Origin of the sequence: Flavobacterium nitratireducens (assembly GCF_029625335.1) — a bacterium.
Classification (GTDB): Bacteria; Bacteroidota; Bacteroidia; order Flavobacteriales; family Flavobacteriaceae; genus Flavobacterium; species Flavobacterium nitratireducens.
The window spans coordinates 1206456-1230788 of the sequence record NZ_CP121111.1 but is presented as its reverse complement, the minus strand read 5'-3'; the positions used below and the strand labels follow the sequence as shown (position 1 = coordinate 1230788).

Annotated in this window: 22 protein-coding genes and 4 pseudogenes; 4 read left to right on the top strand and 22 right to left on the bottom strand. The window is 34.2% G+C overall.

Annotation, left to right across the window (positions count from 1 at the left end; all coding sequences use genetic code 11):
- Window positions 1-2 precede the first annotated feature (2 nt).
- A complete protein-coding gene (locus tag P5P90_RS05820) occupies window positions 3-1466 on the top strand; it encodes an aminoacyl-histidine dipeptidase (protein ID WP_278036236.1) in 1464 nt (487 codons plus the stop codon).
- A gap of 81 nt (window positions 1467-1547) precedes the next feature.
- Here the strand turns inward: P5P90_RS05820 and P5P90_RS05815 are convergent, their stop codons facing one another.
- The 5 genes and pseudogenes from P5P90_RS05815 to P5P90_RS05795 form a co-directional block, all read right to left on the bottom strand.
- Complete coding sequence (locus P5P90_RS05815; protein WP_278036235.1) at window positions 1548-2072, bottom strand: hypothetical protein; 525 nt, start codon at window positions 2070-2072, stop codon at window positions 1548-1550.
- Window positions 2073-2180: 108 nt separating this feature from the next.
- Window positions 2181-2948 carry a carboxypeptidase-like regulatory domain-containing protein gene (locus tag P5P90_RS05810; protein WP_278036234.1) on the bottom strand — a complete coding sequence of 256 codons (768 nt, stop codon included), beginning with the start codon at window positions 2946-2948 and terminating at the stop codon, window positions 2181-2183.
- Window positions 2949-3037: 89 nt separating this feature from the next.
- A pseudogene (locus tag P5P90_RS05805) lies at window positions 3038-4898 on the bottom strand (DEAD/DEAH box helicase).
- A 203-nt stretch (window positions 4899-5101) separates the two neighbouring features.
- Complete coding sequence (locus P5P90_RS05800) at window positions 5102-5680, bottom strand: non-canonical purine NTP diphosphatase (RefSeq protein WP_278036484.1); 579 nt, start codon at window positions 5678-5680, stop codon at window positions 5102-5104.
- Window positions 5681-6016: 336 nt separating this feature from the next.
- Window positions 6017-7525: an FMN-binding glutamate synthase family protein gene (locus tag P5P90_RS05795; protein WP_278036233.1), complete on the bottom strand. Its 1509-nt coding sequence runs from the start codon at window positions 7523-7525 to the stop codon at window positions 6017-6019.
- 161 nt (window positions 7526-7686) lie between these two features.
- On the opposite strand from P5P90_RS05795, the gene P5P90_RS05790 reads away from it, so the two are divergent.
- Window positions 7687-10080: a hybrid sensor histidine kinase/response regulator gene (locus tag P5P90_RS05790; protein WP_278036483.1), complete on the top strand. Its 2394-nt coding sequence runs from the start codon at window positions 7687-7689 to the stop codon at window positions 10078-10080.
- Here P5P90_RS05790 and P5P90_RS05785 read toward each other — a convergent pair.
- From P5P90_RS05785 to P5P90_RS05770, 4 genes and pseudogenes are all read right to left on the bottom strand, one after another.
- Window positions 10077-10877 (bottom strand): NYN domain-containing protein, encoded by an 801-nt coding sequence (locus P5P90_RS05785; protein ID WP_278036232.1) that lies wholly within the window; start codon window positions 10875-10877, stop codon window positions 10077-10079. The two genes, P5P90_RS05790 and P5P90_RS05785, sit on opposite strands and share 4 nt — an antisense overlap.
- Before the next feature lie 228 nt (window positions 10878-11105).
- Window positions 11106-12043, bottom strand: a pseudogene (locus P5P90_RS05780) (bile acid:sodium symporter family protein).
- A gap of 196 nt (window positions 12044-12239) precedes the next feature.
- Window positions 12240-13271, bottom strand: coding sequence for a methionine synthase (locus tag P5P90_RS05775; RefSeq protein WP_278036231.1), 1032 nt, complete (start codon window positions 13269-13271; stop codon window positions 12240-12242).
- Window positions 13272-13300: 29 nt separating this feature from the next.
- The gene (locus P5P90_RS05770) at window positions 13301-14341 is read right to left on the bottom strand and encodes a DUF1852 domain-containing protein (RefSeq protein WP_278036230.1); all 1041 of its coding nucleotides are present in this window, start codon (window positions 14339-14341) and stop codon (window positions 13301-13303) included.
- 137 nt (window positions 14342-14478) lie between these two features.
- Here P5P90_RS05770 and P5P90_RS05765 point away from each other — a divergent pair.
- A pseudogene (locus P5P90_RS05765) lies at window positions 14479-14965 on the top strand (Lrp/AsnC family transcriptional regulator).
- A gap of 52 nt (window positions 14966-15017) precedes the next feature.
- Here P5P90_RS05765 and P5P90_RS05760 read toward each other — a convergent pair.
- From P5P90_RS05760 to P5P90_RS05740, 5 genes and pseudogenes are all read right to left on the bottom strand, one after another.
- Window positions 15018-15295: pseudogene (locus P5P90_RS05760) on the bottom strand (DUF2200 domain-containing protein); the annotation flags it as partial.
- Between the two features lie 49 nt (window positions 15296-15344).
- A complete protein-coding gene (locus P5P90_RS05755; RefSeq protein ID WP_278036229.1) occupies window positions 15345-15665 on the bottom strand; it encodes an RNA polymerase alpha subunit C-terminal domain-containing protein in 321 nt (106 codons plus the stop codon).
- 87 nt (window positions 15666-15752) lie between these two features.
- Window positions 15753-15989 carry a DUF2625 family protein gene (locus P5P90_RS05750; RefSeq protein WP_278036482.1) on the bottom strand — a complete coding sequence of 79 codons (237 nt, stop codon included), beginning with the start codon at window positions 15987-15989 and terminating at the stop codon, window positions 15753-15755.
- Window positions 15990-16091: 102 nt separating this feature from the next.
- Window positions 16092-16232, bottom strand: a complete 141-nt coding sequence (locus tag P5P90_RS05745) for a hypothetical protein (RefSeq protein ID WP_278036228.1) — start codon at window positions 16230-16232, stop codon at window positions 16092-16094.
- A 293-nt stretch (window positions 16233-16525) separates the two neighbouring features.
- Complete coding sequence (locus P5P90_RS05740; RefSeq protein WP_278036227.1) at window positions 16526-17059, bottom strand: hypothetical protein; 534 nt, start codon at window positions 17057-17059, stop codon at window positions 16526-16528.
- A gap of 392 nt (window positions 17060-17451) precedes the next feature.
- On the opposite strand from P5P90_RS05740, the gene capB reads away from it, so the two are divergent.
- A complete protein-coding gene (gene capB / locus P5P90_RS05735) occupies window positions 17452-18720 on the top strand; it encodes a cysteate-C-fatty acyltransferase (RefSeq protein WP_278036481.1) in 1269 nt (422 codons plus the stop codon).
- Between the two features lie 146 nt (window positions 18721-18866).
- Here the strand turns inward: capB and P5P90_RS05730 are convergent, their stop codons facing one another.
- The 8 genes from P5P90_RS05730 to P5P90_RS05695 all read right to left on the bottom strand — a co-directional run bounded on the left by P5P90_RS05730 (window position 18867) and on the right by P5P90_RS05695 (window position 24330).
- Entirely contained in the window at window positions 18867-19514 is a 648-nt protein-coding gene (locus P5P90_RS05730; protein WP_278036226.1) for a hypothetical protein, read from the bottom strand.
- Window positions 19515-19586: 72 nt separating this feature from the next.
- Entirely contained in the window at window positions 19587-20123 is a 537-nt protein-coding gene (locus tag P5P90_RS05725) for a hypothetical protein (protein ID WP_278036225.1), read from the bottom strand.
- A 51-nt stretch (window positions 20124-20174) separates the two neighbouring features.
- Window positions 20175-20441, bottom strand: a complete 267-nt coding sequence (locus tag P5P90_RS05720) for a YtxH domain-containing protein (protein ID WP_278036224.1) — start codon at window positions 20439-20441, stop codon at window positions 20175-20177.
- Window positions 20442-20471: 30 nt separating this feature from the next.
- Window positions 20472-20624 (bottom strand): lmo0937 family membrane protein, encoded by a 153-nt coding sequence (locus P5P90_RS05715; RefSeq protein ID WP_278036223.1) that lies wholly within the window; start codon window positions 20622-20624, stop codon window positions 20472-20474.
- 24 nt (window positions 20625-20648) lie between these two features.
- Window positions 20649-21278, bottom strand: coding sequence for a porin family protein (locus P5P90_RS05710; protein ID WP_278036222.1), 630 nt, complete (start codon window positions 21276-21278; stop codon window positions 20649-20651).
- A 195-nt stretch (window positions 21279-21473) separates the two neighbouring features.
- Window positions 21474-22034, bottom strand: a complete 561-nt coding sequence (locus tag P5P90_RS05705; protein WP_278036221.1) for a hypothetical protein — start codon at window positions 22032-22034, stop codon at window positions 21474-21476.
- A 79-nt stretch (window positions 22035-22113) separates the two neighbouring features.
- A complete protein-coding gene (locus P5P90_RS05700) occupies window positions 22114-23880 on the bottom strand; it encodes a sensor histidine kinase (protein ID WP_278036220.1) in 1767 nt (588 codons plus the stop codon).
- 3 nt (window positions 23881-23883) lie between these two features.
- Window positions 23884-24330 carry a response regulator gene (locus P5P90_RS05695; protein ID WP_278036219.1) on the bottom strand — a complete coding sequence of 149 codons (447 nt, stop codon included), beginning with the start codon at window positions 24328-24330 and terminating at the stop codon, window positions 23884-23886.
- Between the last annotated feature and the right edge of the window lie 3 nt (window positions 24331-24333).

Genomic DNA, 24333 nt, shown 5'->3' with positions numbered 1-24333 from the left:
ATATGAGTCAAGAGATACGAAATATAGAGCCAAAGGCATTATGGAATAAGTTTGCCAATTTGAATGCGGTTCCGCGTCCCTCTAAAAAAGAAGAACGTGTTGTAGCCTTTATAAAGGATTTTGGTAATAATTTAGGTTTAGAAGTTATTGAGGACGAAGTTCAAAACGTAATCATCCGTAAACCGGCTACTGCAGGGATGGAAAATCGTAAACCAATTGTTTTGCAAGGGCATTTGGATATGGTTCATCAAAAAAATGCCGATACTGTGTTTGATTTTGATACTCAGGGAATCGAAATGTATGTAGATGGTGACTGGGTACGTGCAAAAGGAACCACTCTTGGTGCTGACAATGGTTTAGGAGTAGCAGCTATTATGGCAGTACTAGAAAGCACGGATATAGCACATCCAGCTATCGAGGCTCTGTTTACCATTGATGAGGAAACAGGTATGACAGGGGCAATGAATTTGCAAGGAGGTGTATTGAAAGGTGAAATTTTATTGAATTTAGATACCGAAGAAGACGATGAAATCGATATTGGTTGTGCGGGTGGAATTGATGTTACTGCCGAAGCAGAATATGATGAAGAGGAAACACCTGAACATTCAGTAGGTTATTCCATTACGGTTAAAGGACTAAAAGGAGGTCATTCCGGAATGGATATCCACAAAGGATTAGGAAATGCCAATAAAATCATGAACCGTTTGCTGTTTGATGGTTTTGATAATTTTGGTTTACAAATTTCGGAAATTCAAGGTGGAAGTTTGCGTAATGCAATCCCACGAGAAAGTGTAGCTAAGGTAATTATCGCTTCGGTATATGATGAGGCTTTTGTTTTTGATATGCAGCAAATTGTAAACGAAATCAAAGCTGAGTTGAAAACTACAGAACCCAATTTAGAGATTGTTTTTGAAAAATTAGAAAAACTACCAGCTAAAGTAATGCCTCCAATGGCGCAATACTATTTTGTACGTTCCATGGCAACTGCAACTAATGGAGTGCATAGAATGAGTGCCGATTTTGATAATTTGGTTGAAACATCAAATAATATTGCCAAAGTAATGGTTGGGAATGGAAAGTTGGTAGTGCAGTGTTTAACGCGTTCTTCAGTTGAATCAGCTAAGTTTGATTTGGCTAATGATTTACGATCGGCTTTCGAATTAATGGGTTGCGAAGTGGAATTGTCAGGTTCTTATCCAGGTTGGGCTCCTAATCCAGATTCGGCTATTTTGAAGGTTTTAGTACCTGTTTATGAAAATTTATTCTCGGAAAAGCCAAAAGTAGTTGCTTGTCACGCTGGTTTAGAATGTGGTATTTTAGGTGCTAATTATCCTGATATGGATATGATTTCTTTTGGACCAACCATTCAGGGAGCGCATTCTCCGGATGAAAGAGCTAGTATTGTTTCTTCTCAAAAATTCTGGAAATTTTTAGTCGAAATTTTAGCAAATATTCCAGTTAAGTAATTTTGTTGAGATCAATTAACAAAACAAAACCGCCTCATCTAAGTTTTAGTTGAGGCGGTTTTGTTTTTGGGTAGCTAACGTTTAGTCTTTTAGACTGTAAATTATTTTTTGAAAATCGGCTTTGTATTTGTCTTTGTTTTCAAGCGTGGTCCAAGAAAGTACTTTGTAAAAATGGGTTTTAGTCTCTACGATTCCTATTAGGTAATAGATTTCAAGTTGGGAATCTTTGTCAAAGTAGCTCGCTTCAAATTCGGCAAAATTAATATTGTCTTTGGTTTTAAAGAGAGCTTTGGAGATAGTTCTCTTATCTTCGTCTTTTAAAAAATCTTTGGCAAATTCTTCTTGAAAATCTTTTATGGTTGAATAATGTATTTCTAAAATAGCAAGATCTTCTTTGCTGTCTTCTATGGCTATAGTATAAACGTCCTTTACGGTGCTTTTGTATTGGATAGAAGCTACATCATTAAGGCCCACTGTTTTTGTCATGTAATCGGGTATGTCTAGGTAAAAAACATGCCCAGCTATTTGTTTGTTGAATTTAGTTTGTCCAAAACTAATAGAAGTTAATAATAAGAATAAAGGAAGAAAAATGTTGCCTGCTTTCATTTTGTAGTTTTTAATTGAATTTTTTCAAATATAAGAAATTATTGAAATTTCAGTTGTGCTGTATAAAAAAATCCTCAATGAGATTGAGGATTTGGTTTCGAATATATCTTATTTCTTTTTAAGGACTTTATATTGTTCGTAACAGCTACTTATTGCATCCATAACTTGGAGGTCGTTTGCGGTTTGTATGAAAGATTCCGAATAATTACATCTTTGTAGGATTTCTGGAATTTCTTTTTTGTCAATCCCAAGTAAAACAGCTAAAGTTTCACGGTCAAATTTAGATTCTAATAATGTTCTAACTGTATCGTCCTTTTTCATTTCTCGGAGTTTTTTGAGTTCTCCGGATTTTTTTCCAAAGAAATTATACAGCATATCGGCAGGATTAAAAATGGATCCTAATACTTTGCCAAAAGCGCCTGAGGAATATTCTCCTGCTTCATAGCCTAAATTAAGTCCTTTAATATTGTAACGATGGTTTTGATTAATCGGAATTGTTTTGGAATCAACCTCTAAATAGCCTGTAAGATTAAAAGGTCTAATGACAACTTCTTCTAGGGCTATTGCTTTTTCGGTCAGGAAAATTTTGGCTACTTTATTTTTGATCCAGTCATTGGTTACTTTTACTCGTAAGGATTGAAAGCCTAAAAGCGTAAAGTGTAGGGTGTCGGTAGGTTGAACATCGATTTCAAAATAGCCATTGGAATCTGTAACGGCTCCTCTTACTTTGTTGATATTGATAATGTTGGCTCCCATCAAAGGGCTTTTGGTATTGTCGTTGTATACGTAACCCGTTACTTTTTGAGAAATAGTTCCTGTTTGTGCAAAAGTATTTGCGGTTAGGAATAGAAAAAAGAAAACTACAAAATATTTCATAGACTGAATTAAAACTCTAAAAGTACTAAAACAGCTTTGAATATTTTGTAGTTTTTATTTATTATTATAAGAAAATTAACAGTAGGCTGTTAGTCTCTTCTTGGTCTTCTTGGTCTAGACGAGTCACCAAAGCTCTCAGAACGTCTTGGTGCTCTTTCAGGAGAACCTTCTCTTCTTAAAGAACTGCTTCTTTCGCTACGGAAACCACCTTCTCTTGGCGCTCTTTCGCTTCTAAAACCACCTTCTCTTCTTGGAGTAAAACTTCCTTCGCGTCTTCCACCTTCACGTCTTCCACCAGAATTTCTTCCGTTGTGGTCACGTCTTCCACCACCGTCATTTTTAGAAATTTCCACATTAATACGACGTCCTTCTAATTGAACGTTGTTTAATACTTCCATTACTCTTTCAGTGTGTTCAGCATCAGTATTAAAGAAAGAGAATCCTTCTTTTACATCAACTTTGAAAACATCATCACGACCTAATTCTAAGGTTTCTTTTAGATAGTCTTTCAATGTCATCCAATCAAAGTTGTCTCTAGATCCAATATTTACAAAATATCTAGTAGCGCCACCGTTGTTGTTTTCTCTTGGTGCACGATCATCTCCACGTTCAGCGTCTTTCTGAACCTGAAGCTGAAATATCTCTTGTTTTCTTGTAATAATTGATAAAACGGTTAAATTCTACCGAAACCATTTTCTTAATCAATTCTTCTTTCGATAAACCTTCAAGAACATCATTGATAGCTGGTAAGTAGTTGTCAATTTCGTGATCAACTTCAGTATCTTTGATTTTGTTAGCTAGGTGTAATAATTGAATTTCGCAAATTTCGATTCCAGAAGGAATTGTTTTTTCTTCAAATTTTTGTTTGATGATTCTTTCGATAGAAGAAATTTTACGCAATTCACTTTTAGTAACAATTACAATCGAAGTTCCTAATTTACCTGCACGTCCTGTACGACCTGAACGGTGGTTGTAAGTTTCGATTTCGTCAGGTAATTGATAGTTTACTACGTGAGTTACGTTGTCTACGTCAATACCACGAGCTGCAACATCAGTTGCTACCAACATTTGGATTTGTCTTCCTCTAAAAGATTTCATTACCCCATCACGTTGTGCTTGAGATAAATCACCGTGTAAAGCAGCAGCGCTGTATCCGTCTTCGATTAATTTTTCGGCAATAGCTTGTGTATCACGTTTTGTTCTACAAAAAACTACCGAGAAAATGTCTGGATTAGCATCCGCTAAACGTTTTAAAGCTTCGTAACGGTCACGAGCATTTACTAAGTAAAATTCGTGAGAAACCGTTGCTGAACCTGAGTTTTTAGTACCAACTGTAATTTCTTCAGGATTACTCATGAATTGTTTTCCAATTCTAGCAACCTCTGCTGGCATAGTAGCAGAAAACAACCATGTGCTTTTTTCGTCTGGGGTAGTTGAAAGGATGTTTACGATATCATCATAAAATCCCATGTTCAACATTTCGTCTGCCTCGTCAAGAATACAATAGTTAATTTGAGTAATGTTTACCAATCCTCGGTTAATCATGTCTTGCATTCTACCTGGAGTAGCCACAATAATTTGTGCTCCTCTTTTAATTTCTCTAGCTTGTTCTGTAATACTAGCCCCTCCGTAAACTGCTACCACATTAATACCTTTTTCGTATTTTGAGTAGTTTTTAAGTTCGTTGGCAATCTGTAAGCAAAGCTCGCGCGTTGGAGATAAAATTAACGCCTGTGTATTTCTGTTGTCAGCATCAATTTTTTGGATAACTGGAAAACCAAAAGCTGCCGTTTTCCCTGTCCCAGTCTGAGCCAACGCAACTAAATCTGTATCTTTTTCCAATAATAGGGGAATCGCTTTCTCCTGTACTTCCGACGGATTCTCAAATCCTAGATCTTTGATCGCCTTCAGTAACGATTCACTCAATCCTAATTGTTCAAATTTATTCATATGTATTTTTAAAATAGGGTGCAAAATTACTGCTAATAATCGATATAAACTAATGCATTACTAAGATTTAATGAATTTAATTTATTTGATTATCAGAAAGTTATGGTTTTCTAACAAAATTACACTTAGGTTTTTTTGATTTTCAAGCCATTTTGCTGAGGAATTTTATAAAAAAAACAAATAAAAAAGTTAGATTTAAAACATTATTTCATTTGATTTAAATAGTTTAGAAGCAATTGGGTTGCTTTTCCGCGATGACTAATTTGGTTTTTAATTTCTAAAGGTAAATCAGCAAATGTTTCTTGATATCCTTCAGGTTGAAAAATAGGGTCGTAGCCAAATCCTTGATTTCCTGATTTTTCGGTGGTGATTTCGCCTTTGGCAATTCCAGTAAACAAAAGTTGTTCACCATTCATATTAAGGGCAATTACCGTTTTGAATTGTCCTTTTCTATTTGTTGAATTGGCTAAGGCGTTCAGTACTTTGTTCATGTTATCTTCGGCATTTTTTTGTTCGCCAGCGTATCTTGCTGAGTACACTCCAGGTTCGCCGTTGAGAGCCTCAATTTCTAAACCTGTGTCATCGGCAAAACAATTATAACCATATTTTTCTGTTACATAATTTGCTTTAAGAATAGCATTTCCTTCAATAGTGGCTGCTGTTTCAGGAATTTCTTCTAGACATCCAATGGATTCCAAACTTAAAATTTCAATAGTATTAGGTAGTAACTGTTGGATTTCTTTGATTTTGTTTTTGTTATTAGAGGCAAATACAAGTTGCATAGTAATGGTTTTAACGATTGCTGCAAATGTACAATTTTTATGCTCTTTCTTTGATGTATACTGTTTGTGGTTTCTTGCAGTATATACCATAAAATTCGATTAGGATAGCGTAATTTGATATTAATAATATTTTTGTAATATGTTAAAAATCAGTTTTTTGAAATAAATTTAGAATTATTTTGTACCTTTAATATGTGGTTTTGATTCATTACTTGTGTATGTTAATTTGGGTAGAAAAAGAAAACACAACAATCATCAGCAGCATTTAGTTAATTATAAGTTGAGATAGAAAATCAAAACCAAGTAGAGGAGGGCTTTATTGCCCTCCTTGTTTTTTTAATGCTTGATAACATTCGATAAGTTATCTGGAAAATACAAATCTGAAAGATGGGTAAATTCATCTCCTCTCATAAAAATGGAAACATCAACCTCTTTATAAGATGTTTTTCCTGCCGCAGCCAATAATTCATTTGCAGCATATAAGGTATTTTTGTGAAAATGATATACACGTTTAAATTTATCGGTAACGGATAATCCTTTCATTAGCATTTTGTCTTGAGTGGCAACACCTACAGGGCAGTTATTTGTATTGCAACGCAAGGCTTGGATACAACCGAGCGAAAACATAAAACCACGAGCGCTGTTGCACAAGTCGGCACCCAGGGCAATCGCTTTTAGAATTGCATGACCAGAAATAATTTTTCCACTGCAAATGATGCGAATTTTATCTCGGATATTTAAACGAATTAAAGTTTTGTTTACAAAAATCAATGAAGGTTCCAATGGCATTCCTACACCGTCAGCAAATTCTAATGGAGCGGCTCCTGTTCCGCCTTCGGCGCCATCAACAGTAATGAAATCAGGGTAGCAATTTTGTTGGATCATTTCGTGGCAAATGGCTTCAAATTCTTCGGTTTTCCCAATACATAATTTAAATCCTATTGGTTTTCCGTTGGCTAATTCTCTCAGATGTGCTACAAACTTTACGAGGCCTTTGGGATCGTTAAAAGCAGTATGGCAAGGTGGAGAAAGAATAGTAGTGTGCGGTTTTACACCACGAATTTTGGCAATTTCTTCGGTGTTTTTTGCTGCCGGCAAAACCCCTCCATGTCCTGGTTTGGCACCCTGAGATAGTTTGATTTCAATCATTTTTACAGATGGAAGATTGGCTTTTTCTTTGAATTTTTCGGCATCAAAATTACCTTCCTCGTTGCGACATCCAAAATATCCTGTTCCAATTTGCCAAGTGATATCACCACCTTGCAAATGGTATTCTGTTAAACCTCCTTCGCCCGTATTGTGGTAGAAGTTGCCTTTTTGTGCGCCTTTGTTGAGTGCTATAATTGCATTTTCGCTTAGCGACCCAAAACTCATGGCAGAGATATTCAATAAGGACGCGGAATAGGGTTGGGTACAATCGGGACCACCTATTGTAACTCTCGGTAATTCGTCGTTAACGTGTGCCGGAAAAATGGAGTGTTTTACGCCTTCGTATGAAGAAGTGTTAATATCTAATTGTGTTCCAAATGGTGTGTTGGCACTAATATTTTTAGCACGTTGATAGGCTAGTGCTCTTTCGTTTCTGGAAAATGGTTTACCATCTGTAGTTCTTTCAATAAAGTATTGTTGAATTTCAGGGGCAATTTCTTCAAAAGCATACCTGAAATATCCCAAAACTGGAAAATTTCTAAGAATAGCATGTTTGTGTTGTAAACTGTTAAAAATCCCGATAATCAATAGAATCAAAATGGTGAGGGCTATTAAAAGGCTTGTTTTAAATAAAAAATGAGCGGCAAGACTTAATAACAAAAGTCCAAATCCAATAATATAAAATTCTTTTCTCATAGTTTTTAAGATAGTTTTGTTTAAATGTAAAAAGAATCTGTAATCTTTTAAAATAATTTAGAAAACATTAATAAATCATTGGTTTTTTTGTCAAAACGGTAAAAGAAACACAATATTAATCAGTAACTATCAATATGTTTTTTATTTTTACGCAGTCTTAAATTTTAGAACATGAAGATAGCGAGAATTTTAAATGTAAAACAAATTGTAGTAAGCCTTTTTTTCCTATTTTTTTCTATAATTGGTTACTCACAATATTTTTTAAAAAAGATCAATTACCTTATAAAGTCTCTCTTGAAAATTATACTTCCATTGCTGATGTAGGTCACAAAAAACTAGATATTCAGTTTGTATTAAAAAATTTCGATTCATTAAAACCGGTTTCATTAAAAACCAAAGGAGATTATTTAGGATTTACTGAAAATAATTTTTGGTCTTCTACAACCATTGTTAACACTACAAATGGAGAGTTAAAATATTATTTTGAAACAGCACGTCCTATTACCAATATTGTTGAATTGTATGTTGTAAATCAGCAAACAGGAAAAATTATTAAACATATTAGTGGAGATGAAAAGAAGTTTTCACAACGAAGTTATCCACATCGAAAATGTTTATTTTATTTAGTTATTCCTCCAAATTCCCAATTAAAGTTAGTCCTGCATGTAAAAAGCGATGGAGACGTTTTAAAATTACCATTAATTTTATATTCAACGGAGGCTTTTGTTAATGTTAACTCAACTGAACAATTTGTATTTGGGTTTTTTTATGGATTATTGTTTTTTGTAGCAATCGTTTGTTTTTTCTTGTTTATTAGCTTGAAGGAATTAACGTTTTTGTATTACAGCTTGTATGTTGTGTCTGTAGGGCTGTTGCAATTTGCTCTAGATGGTTATTTTTATCAATATATAACGCCAAGCGGAGGTTGGTTTTCAAAACATGCTGTCTTGCTGCTAGCAATTGTAGGAGCTTTTATTTTAGGACGTTATAGTGAATTGTTTTTGCAAATAAAAAAGAACAGTGAGCGCTTGTATTTGGTTTATAAAATAAGTTATATTTCCTTTGTTGCTCTTTTTTTGGTAACTGTATTTGTGCCTGCGGCATTGTTTTATTCGTATCAAATTGTCAATTTTCTTGCCCTAATCTTTTTTATAATAGTGTTGTATTCCATTAGTTATTTATTGTATTCAAAAAAAGAAGTAGATATCCTGTATGTGTTGGGGATTTTCTTTTTAATCATCGGTTTTGGAGTATTCATTCTTAATAATGTGGGAGTAATTCCTAATACATTTGTAACACAAAATAGTTCCAAAATAGGTACTGGTTTAGAAGTTATTTTCTTATCACTTTCAATGGCAAATTTGATTAGGAAATTAAAAAATGAAAAAGAAGAATTCAACCGAATAGCCTTAGTGAAATCGGAAGAAATGAACGAGTTGAAATCGTATTTTTTGTCTAATATTAGTCATGAGTTACGTACACCATTAAATGTTATTACCAATTTAGTTGAAAGTGCTTCAGCTGAGGTGAAGGACAAAAAGACAAAGAAAAATTGCGAAGTAATTACCTATTCGGCACAGAGTTTATTGGGATCCGTAAATGATATTTTGGATTTTTCTAAGATTGAAAAAAATGAATTAAGACTAGAGAAAAAGGAGTTCGATGTACTGAATATTTTTAGAAATGTACGCTACAATGCCAAACTTAAATCGAAAGATAAGGGTTTGAAATTCAAATTTAAAAAGCCTGAATTGCAAAGCCTTGTGATTATTGGTGATGAGAATAGGTTGTTTCAGATTTTGAATAATGTGTTAAATAATGCCATCAAATTTACTACAGAAGGATCGGTAGAATTCAAAGTAGAAATCGAAATGAAATCGGATAATTTGGCCAGTATTAAAATGATTGTTTCCGATACAGGTGTGGGGATTGCTAAGGAAAAGAAAGACAGTTTGTTTGATTCTTTTTCACAACATAGCATTGATAACAAACGAAAGTTTGGCGGACTTGGGTTAGGATTGTACATTGTAAAAACACTGGTTGATATGCAAGGTGGACATATCGCTATTGATAGTGAATTAGGAAAAGGAACAGTGTGTACTATAATATTGGATTATGAAATTCCTGAGAAAAAAACAGTAGTAGCCCCAGTGGTTACCGAAGCAGCAGTATGTGATTTAGGTGGAAAAACCATTTTAGTTGTAGAAGATAACGCAATGAACCAAATGGTCATTAAAATGATTACTAAAAAATGGTTGAATACGGTTGTTATATTTGCTAATAATGGTCAAGAAGGCTTGGACGCATTTGCTGCGAATAGAATAGATTTAGTTTTGATGGATTTGCAAATGCCAGTGATGGACGGTTATGAAGCCACTATTGCCATTCGAAACGGACAAGTAGGAGAACAAAATGCTAGGATTCCTATTATAGCCGTTACTGCGGATGTAATGGAAAGTACAAAACAGCGTGTTGCCGAAATAGGAATGAATCATTATTTAACCAAACCAATCAATAAAGAGGTTTTATATCAAACGATTAAGCAGTATGTTTAACTAAAAAGTAAACGCACATATACGTGTTTAATTCCTTTTTTATCCGAATCTCTTTCGTCTATTTCTAAAATGTCGGTAAGTGATTTGAGCATAGGCGTGAGTTTAGAAAAACCATAGTTTCTCGGGTCAAATTCGGGTTTTTTCTTTACTACTAGGTTTCCTACATCACCTAGGAATGCCCAACCTGCATCATCGGCTAAGTCTTCAATGGTCGATTCAATCAGTTCAATTGTTGGTTCGTCGATTTTATTCAGCGGTTTTTGAGTTGCTTTTTCAGTAGTTTTAGTTGTAGTGGTTTTTTCAACTGGTTTTTTGGTTTCAATTACAGTTTTGACCGCTTTTTTCTTAATAGCACCATCTAGGACTTCGAGGAAAATAAATCTGTCGCAGGCACTAATAAAGGGTTTTGGTGTTTTTTGTTCGCCAATTCCAATGACTTTCATTCCTGATTCTCTCAAACGAATAGCTAAACGGGTGAAATCACTGTCACTGGAAACAATACAAAAACCGTCTAGTTTTCCAGAATACAACAAATCCATCGCATCAATAATCAATGCCGAATCTGAAGAATTTTTTCCAGTGGTATAACCGTATTGCTGAATAGGAGTAATGGCGTGTTCCAGTAAAACACCTTTCCATCCGTTAGCGTTTGGTTTGGTCCAATCGGCATAAATACGTTTGGTGGTAGGAGTGCCGTATTTGGCAATTTCTTCCATCATTCCTTTTACATTGCTGTACGGAACATTATCGGCATCTATAAGAACCGCTAATTTGAGTTCTTTATTGTTTTGTGACATAGCATTTTCATTTGAAAGCTAAAGGTAGTAATTCTTTGGCGTGAAATGCTTTTAAAATGGCTTTAATGTTTTGTTAATAGTGAGAATATTAGAATCACGATTATTAATTTTTGAGCGAGTTGGAATAGTGGCGTAGCCGTTATTATTGATTTCATGACAAGCTAGAGTCTCGCTTGTAACTATTTAAGAGTTGGCTACAAGCGAGACATACAAGTTGTATATAATCAATTATGCTTTTTTTCTTCGAGCCATATTCTGAGCAATGATACTGGCGGCAATCAATTGCAAAGCATGATAAAGCATGAGTGGCAACAACACGATACCAGTGATAGTACTTTGTTGAAACAGTACTTTAGACATGACAGTTCCGTGAACCAATGACTTTTTAGAACCACAAAACAAGACTGTAATTCGGTCTTCGTCTGAAAAGCCAAATAGACGGCTGAGAAGTCCCACACAAAGGAATACGGCAAAAAATAAAACTATCATTCCTGTAGTGAGTCCGGCAAGTTCAAGGGCGGAGAAGCCTTCAAAAAGATGTTCGGAGAATGACTTACAAAACGAGGTATAAATGATCGTAAGGATGATTGCCTGATCGAAATATTTGAGCTGCTTCTTATATTTTTCAGCGATAGCACCAAAACGAGAATTGAGGCTTATACCAATAATAACAGGTAACAGGACTTGAACAATCAACTTTATAACAATGGTGCTGATATCAAAATTGCCAGTCGCAGAGGCGATAAACAGCCCCACCCAAAGTGGCGTGACCACTACTCCGATTAAACTGGAAATGCTCGCATTAAAAATCGCGGCTGGAATGTTGCCTTTGGCAATGGAAACCATAACCACAGAAGAAGATACCGTAGACGGTAAGGCTGCTAGAAAAAAATTCCTAGCCAAAGCAATTCAAAGCCGGCGTTGATAAACAAGGGGCGAAATGCCAAAACAAGCAACGGAAAAAACAAAAAGGTTGTTAACTGGACGATAATGTGCATTTTCCAATTGGCAAGCCCGGCTTTTAGTTTTTCAACACTTAGGCGTAAGCCATAAAACAAAAAAATAAATGAAACACCTACATTGGCAATTTCTTCTAATGAAACAGGTTCTTTAATCATTCCTGGCTGCGGCAAAAAATAAGCCAGTAGTATCATGCTGGCGATCATTAATAGGAAACCGTCTAAACCTACTTTACTTAATGTTTCTAATAATTTTTTCAATGTGTTTTGCTATTATTCCTCCGATGAGGCAAGATTACAAAAAAAATAACGAGCAGATAAATTTGCTATTATAAAATATCCTTAAATGGGATAGCTGTGTTATTAACGGAAATTTCAACGCTATCCGATTTTTAAATTAGTTTTAAATTCCAAGTTCTTTGCGAATAATTTCAGCTCCTGCACTTAAAGCGTTTAACTTGCCTCTGGCTACGTTTCGAGACAATGGCGCCATTCCGCAATTGGTAGAAGGATAAAGATTTTCAATGTTTACAAACTCCAAAGCTTTACGTAAAGTATCAGCGACTTCTTCGGGTGTCTCGATAGTGTTAGTTGCAACATCAATAGCACCCACCATTACTTTTTTGCCACTAACCAATTCCATTAAATGCAAAGGAACATTGGAGTTGTGACATTCTAATGAGACCACATCAATTTTAGATTTTTGAATTTTTGGGAAAATTTCTTCGTATTGACGCCACTCTGAACCCAATGTTTTTTTCCAATCATTATTCGCTTGAATACCATAACCGTAGCAAATATGTACAGCTGTTTCGCAATGCAAACCTTCTATCGCTCGCTCTAATGCTGCCATTCCCCAATCGTTTACCTCATCAAAAAATACATTGAAAGCAGGTTCGTCAAACTGGATAATATCAACCCCAGCATCTTGCAGTTCTCTAGCTTCTTCATTGAGTGCTTTTGCAAATTCCCAAGCCAATTTTTCCCTACTTTTATAATGGTCATCGTACAAGGTATCTACCATTGTTAGTGGGCCTGGTAATGCCCATTTAATGGGTTTATTAGTTTGTTTGCGTAAAAATTTAGCATCTTCAACAAAAACGGATTTTTGGCGCGTAATCTCGTCCACTACAATAGGAACACTCGCATCATAACGGTTGCGAATTTTTACGGTTTTACGATTTTCAAAATCGACACCGCCTAAATGTTCGATAAAAGTGGTTACAAAATGTTGGCGTGTTTGTTCGCCATCACTAATGATATCAACTCCAGCCAAAAGTTGTTCTTGCAAAGAAATACGCAAAGCATCTTGTTTTCCTTCCAGTAACTGATCGCCTTCTAATTTCCAAGGCGACCAAAGTTTTTCGGGTGGTGCCAACCAAGCAGGTTTTGGTAAACTTCCAACAATTGAGGTGGGTAATACTATTTTTTTCATGTTCGAATAATTTTAGTGTATAAGGTTAATTAAAGATTGAAATTTGCAGACCAGTTTTCCAGGATGTTTTTGTAGGGCTTAATGAAATGTTCTTCAGCATATTTACCCTGTTCAACAGCTAGTCGACTGCGCTCTTCACGGTCATACTCCACGCGAGTAAGTGAATAATCTTCGTGTTTAAGACTAGGTTGATAGATTTTTCCAGCCACTGAATTGGCATTGTAAATTTCAGGACGATAAATCTTCTGAAAAGTCTCCATCGTACTGATGGAACTGATTAGTCCAAGATCAGTATAATCATTAAGTAGGTCTCCAGAATGGTAAAAAGCCATCGGTGCTACACTGTTCGGAGGCATGAAAAAACGAACTTTTAAGCCCATTTTAAAGAAATATTCATCAGTGAGCGAATAATGATCCTGCTGATATTCATAACCCAGAACAGGGTGTTGATATTCCGTGCGAGTATAGGTTTTGTTACTCGATACACTTAAACAAATGATTGGAGATTTCTTAAAGTGCTCTTTATAAGTGGTTGAATTCACAAAGCATTTGTATAATTTTCCGTGCAAATCACCATAATTTTCAGGAACACTAATACTAGATTTATCCTTATTGTAATCGGTTAATAAAATACTGAAATCATAATCACGAACATAAGAGGAATAATTATTTCCGGCAACACCTTCAATTTGCTGACCCGTCTTACGGTCAAAAATATTCGTTTTTAAAACCTCAATCATCGGCAGGTCATTAGTGCCGCCTTTATCATCGATACTCATCGTGACAGTGAGAATTTCAAGTGTTACATGGTAACGATCCCCTTTTGGGTTATCCAAATGGGCTAATGAATTGAATCGATTGTTAATCATATTCAATGCATTACGTAAGTTTTGCTGGCGATTGGCTCCTCTAGCCAGGTTTGCAAAATTGGTTGTTAAACGCGTTTTACTTGAGGGATGGTAGTTTTCATCTAAACAAGTGCTCTTTAGGGTAAATGCAAAATCATTCTTGATAGCATGCTGTGTGTTTTTATTTTTTATTCCGGAATCTTCTTGTACGACTGTTTTCATTATGGTAGTAGGATTTAGATTTTTTGTCTTGCAAAGTTTGATATAAAAGATGTATTTTTTTAATTACTGTTTAAAATTAGATAATATATCTATTTTTATTATTTTTGTAGATAATTAATCTTTTAGTGCTTGTAATAATGAAAAAAACAGATAATTTCTCTTTAGAAAACATAGATATGATCGACCTGGAGTTGTTAAAAGTGCTTCAAAAAGATGCAAAATTGACGACCAAAGAAATCGCTACACGAGTAAATTTATCTCCTATCACCCGTTTATGAAAGAATTAAACGATTGGAAAAAGAGGGTTTTATAGAAAAGTACGCTGCTATTGTAAATGCTGAAAAATTGGGCTTACAATTAACCGTATTTTGTAATATCACTTTAAAGGAACATACCAAAGAGATAGGAAATAAGTTTGTAAAGGATATCGTTTCGATTAAAGAAGTGGTGGAATGTTACAATATTTCGGGCGATTATGATTTTTTACTGAAGATTATGGTTAAAGACATGAAGCATTATCAGTCTTTTGTGATTAACGATTTAGGCTCGGTAAAAAATATTGGAAGTGCGCACAGTACTTTTGTTATTGGGGTTATCAAGCAAAACCATGCGGTGCCGATATAAAGTATAAGCCGTTGAAAGAAACTATCTTTGATTTTTGAAGAAGGGAACCCTATTATTTCCTCAAAATTTTCTCCATTGTTTTTCCTTTGGCTAATTCGTCAATGAGTTTGTCTAGATAGCGAATTTGCTGCATCAGTGGGTTTTCGATTTCTTCTACACGATAACCGCAAATAACGCCTGTAATTTTAGTAACATTCGGGTTGAGTTGTGGTGCTTCCGCAAAAAAGCTTTCGAAGTCGGTTTTGTTTTCCAGTATTTGGGCTAGGCTTGTTTCGTTGTAGCCTGTTAACCAAAAAATGATAGTGTGGACTTCTTCTTTGGTTCTGCTTTTTTCTCCGCCTTGGCAATATAATGTGGATAGACCGAAGCAAAAGCCATTTTAAAAACTTTGTGGTTGTTCATTTTCTTTCTTTAAAGCTAAATTTTCTTTTTCTAATGCCGATTGTAATTTAGGAATGGAGCTTTTGCCCAAACCATGAAGCGCTAAAAGTTCTTTTTCGCTATACGCTGCTAATTTTTCTATAGTGGTAATTTCTTTGTTTTCTAAAGCCCTTCTGGCAGGAGCCGATAACAAAGATAAAAAGCCTTGTTGAGGTTTACTATCTGTTTCACAAACAGGGCACACCGGACAGTCGCTACTCTTGTAGTATTGATGACCTTTTTTACAAGTTCGTAAAGTATGTTTTGTTGTTGGATTCATTGTTGTGTTTTTTGCGAGTGCGTGACGCTTGCGCAAGCCTGATGTTTTTATTTTTTTATAAATCCCATGATAAAATTATACTGTTCCTCAATTGGGATTTCTTTTTTGAATTTTTTTCGATGTTCTTGCCTTCTTTAGTCCATAAATAGGGAAAAAATTAAAAACAGTATCTCCGTTTAATTTTGAAACTTCGCTTTTCCAGTTCTTCCATCTAAGGCCTTTGTAAAAATCATCCAAATCATTATTGAAGCAGAAGAGTAAGAATTCGGAGTAACTCAAATCAAGTGGTTCAAATTCTAAACTATCTGGTGCTAAATAATATATTTTTCCTAAATCGTTTCCAAGTCCGCCACCGTTTAAGAGGAAAAAACCACTGTTTACTAATGCGTAAACAAATCTTGTTCTAATGTATTCTTCGCTGAAATTTCAGTTTGTGTCTTTGCAATTTGCTTTAGAAGCAAAAGAAACTACTCCAAGTTCTTTTTCGTGAAAGGATTTATCAATAAAATCTAAGTCTTTAAATTTTACATCAAAGTCAGTTAGGTAGTCTTTAAATATTTTGATCATTATTGTTTTTATAAATTTTCAGCTAAGTTAATTTATTCCGTTCGTTTTTATACAGAAGCTTTAGAAAAAACAAATCTTTTGCTTTTTCTAGCGTTTGTGTGGGTAAAAAACCAGATGTGTTGTTTGCGAGTTGATTTTTTTACATTGACGCACAACGTCCCGCTACTACAGCGGGTTTGGGACTAAATTAAACCCATTCTTCGGATTTGCCAAATCATCCCAGATACAAAACCATTTTTCCATTAAGCCTATTGCCCAAATCCGTTGTAGTAGCTGTTATAGGCTGTACTTTTTTAGGTCATCCAAATTTCATATACAGCGATTACTGTCCAACTTCCGTAAACTTTTTTAAGAAAATAACTATATCCACTAGCGCTGTGTGTAAATGTCGAGTAAATAACAGAAACAATGCAATTTTCGTAATTATTGTCAAAAATAGGTTCACTTATAGAAATTACTTTTTGTCTTTTCTTTGTTTTTATAAATATTTCTTCAGCTTCTTTTTTAGTCAAACATTTTTCGCTTTTTATTGTACTAGAGCCGTAATTCAATTCTTTTATTAATTCTGAATTCCAAATTCCATTACTACTTTTTACAACGTTTGTTTCAATTTCTTTTAGTATATTTTCAGGGACTTCAAGTCCGGTTTCTTCTTTAAATCTTGCTGGGTCAAAATAAGTTTTATATTTTTCACATTGAACATACATTCCTAATGTACCCTTTCCAATTTGCTCATCAATGATTTTTTTAAAAACGTCAGATTCTGAATTGTTTTGTGAAAAACTCAAAGTTGAAATAGTTAAGAAAAGCAAACAGTAAATTTTCATATTTTTCTTTTTACGATTTTTGGTAGTATAGCCTATAACTTGTTTACATACGAAACAAACTTTCGCCAATCTACCCGAATCAGGATGTATATGCGAAGTTTTGTTTCTTTTTCAAATATACTTATTTTTCTTATAAATAATTTATGGTACTTAAAAATGACTATTCTTTAGAGCAGGAATTTTTTAACCCTGAGTTGTCTGCTGATAGACAGTGGGTAAGAGAGGCATCCTTGTGGTTTTTCTTAGAATTTGAAATTTTTTCAGATTAAAACCCTAAGATAGGGCTAACAGCTAGCTTGACCTCTGAAAATAATTGTGCTTTCCAGCCCTTTATAAAATTTAAATAATTATTTTTGCAACCTCTTAAAATTAAAATTATTACTGGATATATTATGGTAAAAGATTTATTCGAAAGGATTCAAAGCAATAAAGGACCTTTAGGAAAATGGGCTTCACAAGCAGAAGGATATTATGTGTTTCCTAAGTTAGAAGGTGAACTAGGACCTAGAATGAAGTTTGGTGGAAAAGATATTTTGAACTGGAGTTTGAATGACTATTTAGGTTTAGCGAATCACCCTGAGGTGCGTAAAGCCGATACGGATGCAGCAATTCAATTTGGTGCAGCTTACCCAATGGGTGCTCGTATGATGAGTGGACACACTACTTACCACGAGCAATTAGAGAATGAATTGGCTGCTTTTGTAATGAAAGAATCAGCTTATTTATTGAATTTTGGATACCAAGGAATGGTGTCTATCATTGATGCTTTGGTGACTAAGAATGATATTATTGTGTATGATGTGGATTCGCATGCTTGTATTATTGACGGTGTTCGTTTGCACATGGGTAAGCGTTTTACATACAAGCACAATGATTTAGAAAGCATGGAGAAAAACTTGCAACGTGCTACAAAAATGGCTACTGAAACAGGTGGTGGAATTTTATTCATCACTGAAGGTGTTTTTGGAATGCGTGGGCAACAAGGTAAATTGAAAGAAATTGTAGCCTTGAAAGAGAAATACAATTTCCGTCTTTTGGTTGATGATGCTCACGGTTTTGGTACTCTTGGAAAAACAGGAGCTGGAGCAGGTGAGGAGCAAGGTTGTCAGGACGGAATTGATGTTTATTTCTCGACTTTTGCAAAATCGATGGCTAACATTGGAGCTTTTGTAGCTGCTGATAAAGATGTTATTGATTATTTAAAATACAACTTACGTTCACAAATGTTTGCTAAGGCGTTGCCAATGATCCAAACTATTGGTTCTTTGAAACGTTTAGAGTTATTGCGTCAATCATCGGCAATAAAAGATAAATTGTGGGAAAACGTAAATGCATTACAAAACGGATTGAAAGAGAAAGGTTTTGATATTGGAGATACGAATACTTGTATTACTCCGGTATATCTTCAAGGAAGTATTCCAGAAGCAATGGTGATGGTAAACGACTTGAGAGAGAACTATGGTATTTTCTTGTCAATCGTAGTTTATCCTGTAATTCCTAAAGGGATTATCTTGCTAAGGATGATTCCTACGGCTTCTCATACCTTAGCTGATATCGAGGAAACATTAACTGCTTTTGAAGCAATCCGTGAGAAATTAGTAAATGGAACTTACAAAGCTATCGCTGAAAAAACTACTGTAGATATGGAAGCGCAAGCGTAATTGTTTACAGTTACTTATAAAAACAAAAATAGGCTATCTTTTTACGGATAGCCTATTTTTTTTGTTTACAATAAAAGGGAGGCGAAATTTTAAAAAGGATTGATTTTTAGAATTTCCCTGTTATATATAGATAGTTAGATATGGGTTTATTGTTTCGCTTCTGCATTTTCTCGGTATTTTGCAGTCGCTCTATTGATTTGGTATATTGTGGTGAATTTAATTTTTAAACCTGCAATTTTAATATTGTCTTTAGTAGTTATGCCTTCTTTTTCAACTGCATTTTTTCGGCTATCTAAGGCTTCGTAGATGAGTTTGATTTCATCCCAATCTTCTCTACTGTATACGGATTTATTTTGGTCAACAGTAGCTACAAAATGTTCGTAAACTGCGGCAATATTGCTTTTGTTAACCCATTCAAATTTCATGTCTTCGCCTACTTTTTCGGTAAAAAGACTATTTCTGAAATTTTCACGCAACATGATATCTCTTTTCGCAATTACTTTGGCTTTGAATATTTCGTATTTGCTATCTGCTTTTTTAAGTATGGAATCTAGGTTTACTTTGTTGTCTAGTTTTGCTAGGGTTTGTTTCGCTTCGTTTTTACTATGTTCGTATTCGTTTTGAATATTTACCCAATTTACGGTTGCATTGTCCATTGCGATATCACTAATGGAGTCTACAAACACTTTGAATTGTTCCACTTTTTCATCGGCCATTTTTTGTTCTTCATTTTTGCAAGAGGCGAGTGTTACCGCTATAGCGCCTAAAACAAGAGGTAAGTTCCAGTTTTTCATACGTAATTGATTTTAAATTGATGGAGTTTAATTTGGAGGCTGTCTTTTGTAAGAAACAGCCTCCTTTTTAATCTAAAGGTCGAAACCATATGCTAAACGCAATGAAACTTGTCCTAGCCCTTTATCTGCTGCATTGTTTCGTATGGAAGGGAAATCGGGTAAGTATTCGTATCGTAAGCTTAGATCAATATATTTAGTGGCATAACCTATACTTGGACTTAACAAAAGTGATTTGTCATTGTAATTGTTCGTTACCGCAAACGCTGCTCCTGCTTCCCCCATAAGGTAAAATTTGTCTTTTAAAACAAAGGCTTTGAAACCTAATTTAGCAGGAATATATCCTAGGTCATTATTGTCTCCGCTAACAAATAAATTGTTGAATCCAGTAGTTGCTGTAAGAGAGTATTTTTTTGATAAGTCGTATTGTAAACGAACATCTCCACCTACATTTAGATTGTAGGGATCTTCAAAAGGGTAACCTACATTGGCACCTATTCCCATTTTGAATTTTTGTTCGTAATCATCGCCTTTAATATCTTGAGCCATTGCTGAGGTAGCACCTAGGGTTAAAAAAGCTAGGATAGCTCCCGTTAGAATTGTTTTTTTCATGATTTCTTTTTTGAGTTTTACGTTAACCAATAGTGGTTTTTCGAATTAGCCTTAGTTTTTCTTTGCTACTTCGTTTTCTAATTTTGTTTTTCCATCTTGAAGAAATTTGTGCGTATCATCAGAAATCGATTTGTATTTGCTATCGATTTTTTGAATCAAGTTGTCAAAGTCTTCTTTTGCGCTTTCTTTCAAAGCTTTTGATTTTTCGGCAATTCTTCTTCTTGTTTTCTTTCCGCTACTTGGAGCAAATAAAATTCCTAAAATGGCTCCTGCGGCTAAACCTCCAATTGTTCCTAATATTACTTTGTTCGGTTTCATAATTTTATAGATTTAAGGGTTATTATTATTTTAAAGTTCTTTTCCTTTTATAATGCACATCAGGACTGCGATTGCAGCAATTAATAATAAGATGTGTATTAAACTTCCGATGCTGTATATAAAAAATCCTAGTGCCCAAAATATTACTAATAATACTGCGGCGAGATAGAGTATGTTTCCCATGATTGTCGTTTTTTAAATTGTTATTTAGAGTCTGAAACCTACATACAAACTCAATGCGCTATTTTTGGAGTCAGGGAAAGTATAGGTGCTTCCTCCAAAATTTCGTTCTTTACCAATGGTTTGTAAACCATAATTATATCGAATTCCTAAAGTAGTTGAGTCAAAGTCAAATCCAATCCCTCCAGAAAGTCCATAATCCCATTTGTTTAAGTCATCATTGTTGATGTTTTCTTCAAAATTGAAGGAACCATCAGAGCTTTCGTTTGTAGCTTGTCCGTCAATTAAATAAGCAGCGTAAGGACCAAAATGAATGTTGAAATTAGGGGTGACATTTAGTTTTAACAAAACGGGCATTTCCAGGTAATTCAGTTTTAATTTTGTTGTTCCTGTTGCAAATGCATTGTCATACACTAATTCAGAACCTTTTCGGGAGAAATTAATTTCAGGTTGAATTGAAACGGAGGATGAAACGGGAAGATTAGCATAAAGACCGGCATTAAAACTGCTTAATACATTGTTGTCGTTTACATCTTCAGTGTATAGATTCGTAAAATTGAGTCCTCCTTTAATACCTGCTGAAGGAGTTAGGGTTTGCGCTTTTGCAAAATGTATCAAAGATAGGCTTAGTATTCCTGCAAATAATAATCTTTTCATGGCTGTCTATTTTAAGTTATTTAATGTGCTTTATTAGTAGTTCTAATTCTACATTACAAAGATGCAACTGCTTTATATTAAAAATGTTACAGGATATTTTGAGACTTTTATAGAATTGCCATTTCGTTTTTTTGAGCAAAAAAAACACCCATTACGGGTGTTTTAAGTGGATATATATGTAGGGTTTATTGGGGCCTATTTTTGTTCTTTTTGAATAGTATCAATATTTTTTTCGATGCTAATAATGCCTTTATTGGTTAAATCTAGTAAGTCTTTATTATAGGTTGAAGAGGCAATTTTTTTAAAAAGTTCTAATTCGGCAGTTAGGGAATTGTTTATTTTTTGTAAGTACTTATCGATGCTACTTTCGCTAATGAAATCCTTCAATGTATTTGTGTCATATAAGATGTTAGGAATGATGATGAAGTTTTCTTTTGCTATTTTTCTAATTTGATTTTTAAGTTGATTATGTTCTTTTTCAATCTCTTGAAGAATCATTCTTGTATTTTTAGGTACTTTTAATTCCAGTGCTTTTTGTGTTATTGCTACCACTTTCAAATTAGATTCAGCCATTTGTGTGAGTACCAGTTCGCTTACTTGAGTATACTCTTTGGTTTTTGGTTCGCTTCTTAATTCTTCGGTTGTATCAGTTGCTGGGGCTTCTTTTGCTTTTTGTTCGCAAGAGACTATTAAAAGGCAACAAGTGTAAAACAGCAGTAAAAAAAGAAGTTGTTTTATGTTGTGTAATGCGCTCATTTCTTGAGTTTTGTGTAAAAGTAAAAATTAGTATGCTATTTATTTTATATCATTATTTGAGATTGTTATATAATTTCATTTAAGCAGGCAAATAGACTTCAAAAACTGCTCCTTCGTTTGGCTTTCCTTTCGCGAAAATTTGTCCTTTATGATTCTCTACAATTTTTTTACATATTGCAAGTCCTACACCAGTACCTGGATAGTCTTTTTTGCCATGTAGTCTATTGAAAAGTAAAAATATTTTATCGGCATATATTTGTTCAAAGCCCAAACCATTGTCTTTAAAAACAATTTTGATGTATTCTTTTTTAGAGCTATCATTTAGTTTAGGTGTTTTAGAAGCTTTAACTTTTTTGGTAGTAATTGTAATTATTGGGGCTACTTCCTCTTTAGCATATTTTAAGGAATTCCCAATGAGGTTGATAAACAATTGTTCCAACTGAAATGGAATCCCTTGAACTTTATGTAATTTTTCAAAGTTTATTTGTGCCTTTTTCTCCATGATGTTTTCCGATAGTTCACTTGTTGCATTTGAGGCAATAGTGTTCAAATCAGTGTTTTCAAATATTTTTTCGGAACGACTCGTTCTAGAGTATTGCAATAAATCGTCAATTAGAATACGCATTCTGTTAGATGCTTCTTGTATTCTTTCAAAGTAATTTTGGGCACTGGTAGAAAGTGACGCTTTTTCTTTGTCTTCAATTCTAGAAATGAAAGTTTGAATTTTTCTAAGTGGTTCCTGCAAGTCATGACTAGCCACATGGTTAAACTCCATTAGCTCTTTGTTGTTTTGCTCTAATTCTTTATTTCTAAGTTCGATTAATTCTGTTTTGTGGTAATCATCGGTAATGTCTTGTGTGGTTCCAATCATTTTTTTATTGCCTAAATGATCGGTAAAAATTTTTGCAGTCGTTCTAAAATGACGTATTTCTTGTGTGTCTTTTTTGATGATACGATAATGAATTAAAGGTAGTAACTCCGTTTTTTCTACTTGGTTAAAAGCCTGATTAAGTAATTCTTTATCTTCCGGGTGAATGTACTCTAACAGGTTTTCAAAAGTAGGATTGTAAGACGTAGGTAAACAGCCTAATAATCGAAATTGATTATCCGAATAATTAAAGGTTTTGTCTTCAATATTTAGTAGCCAACTGCCGTATTTACCAAGGATTTCGGCTTGTTTACTAGATTCATCAAATATCTTTAGTTGGATATTTTGGTTAATTAAGTCTTTGTAGTTTTTTATAATTCGTAAATAACCTAAACCTAAAATTAGAATCGAAATCAAGAAGGTCGAAAACACAATCAAAGGCGTATTGGAGTTATTGTATTTATAAAGTTTGCCTTTAGAATCAAGTAATTTGTTTTCTTCGCTGAGCATGTTATTGAGTTCAATTCTCAACGAATCCATTACTAACTTGCCTTCTCTAAAATCGTTATTGAATTCGGTTTTATCAATAAAACGATTTTTAAAATACGAAAAACGTTTGTCTACTAAATCGTAAATTCGATTGAGTTCTTCCTGCTTTTTAGGATTTTTTTCTATTATGATGTTTAGGTTTTGGAAGGACTGATTTACGTTTTTTCTGGCATTGATAAACGGTTCTAAGTAAAGCGAATCTTTAGTGATGATATAACCACGATGGCCTGTTTCGGCATCTTTAATATAAGAGATAAGATTGCCTAATTCTAAAGAAATTTCATAAGTATTAGAGATGGAGTCACTTATTTTATCTAATTCTTTAATGTGTCTATAAGTGACAGATGCTAAAAAAATTAAAATAAAAAAGGCGACTAAAAATAATGCTCTAATAAAGCTTATCGAATCTAAAAACTTAGGTTTGAACATAGTTTACATGCGTAATAAAAAATTGTCTTTATCTAATCCCGAAGTAATATATTGCCAGTTTATGGTAACTACTTCGGATAAAACTTCTTTTAGTTTGCCAAAATTATTGGGTTTCTTAATGTAAATATTGGCTCCCAAAACAAAAGTGTTTTCGATGTCCTCTTCGGAAGATGATGTCGAATAGATGGCAATAACAATATCTTTAAATTTGGGATTGGCTTTGATTTCTTTTAAACATTCGATACCTGATTTTAAAGGCATATTTAAGTCTAAGAAAATAATGTTAGGTAAAACCGTCTCAGGATGGTTTAGAAAGTCCATTAGTGCAACTCCGTCATTTACTGTATTAACAACCGTGTTGATTTTTAATTCTTCGAAGGCGTCTGTAAAGAACATTCTGTCGTCTTCGTCGTCATCAGCAAGTGTAATTATGATGAAATCTTTTTGCATATC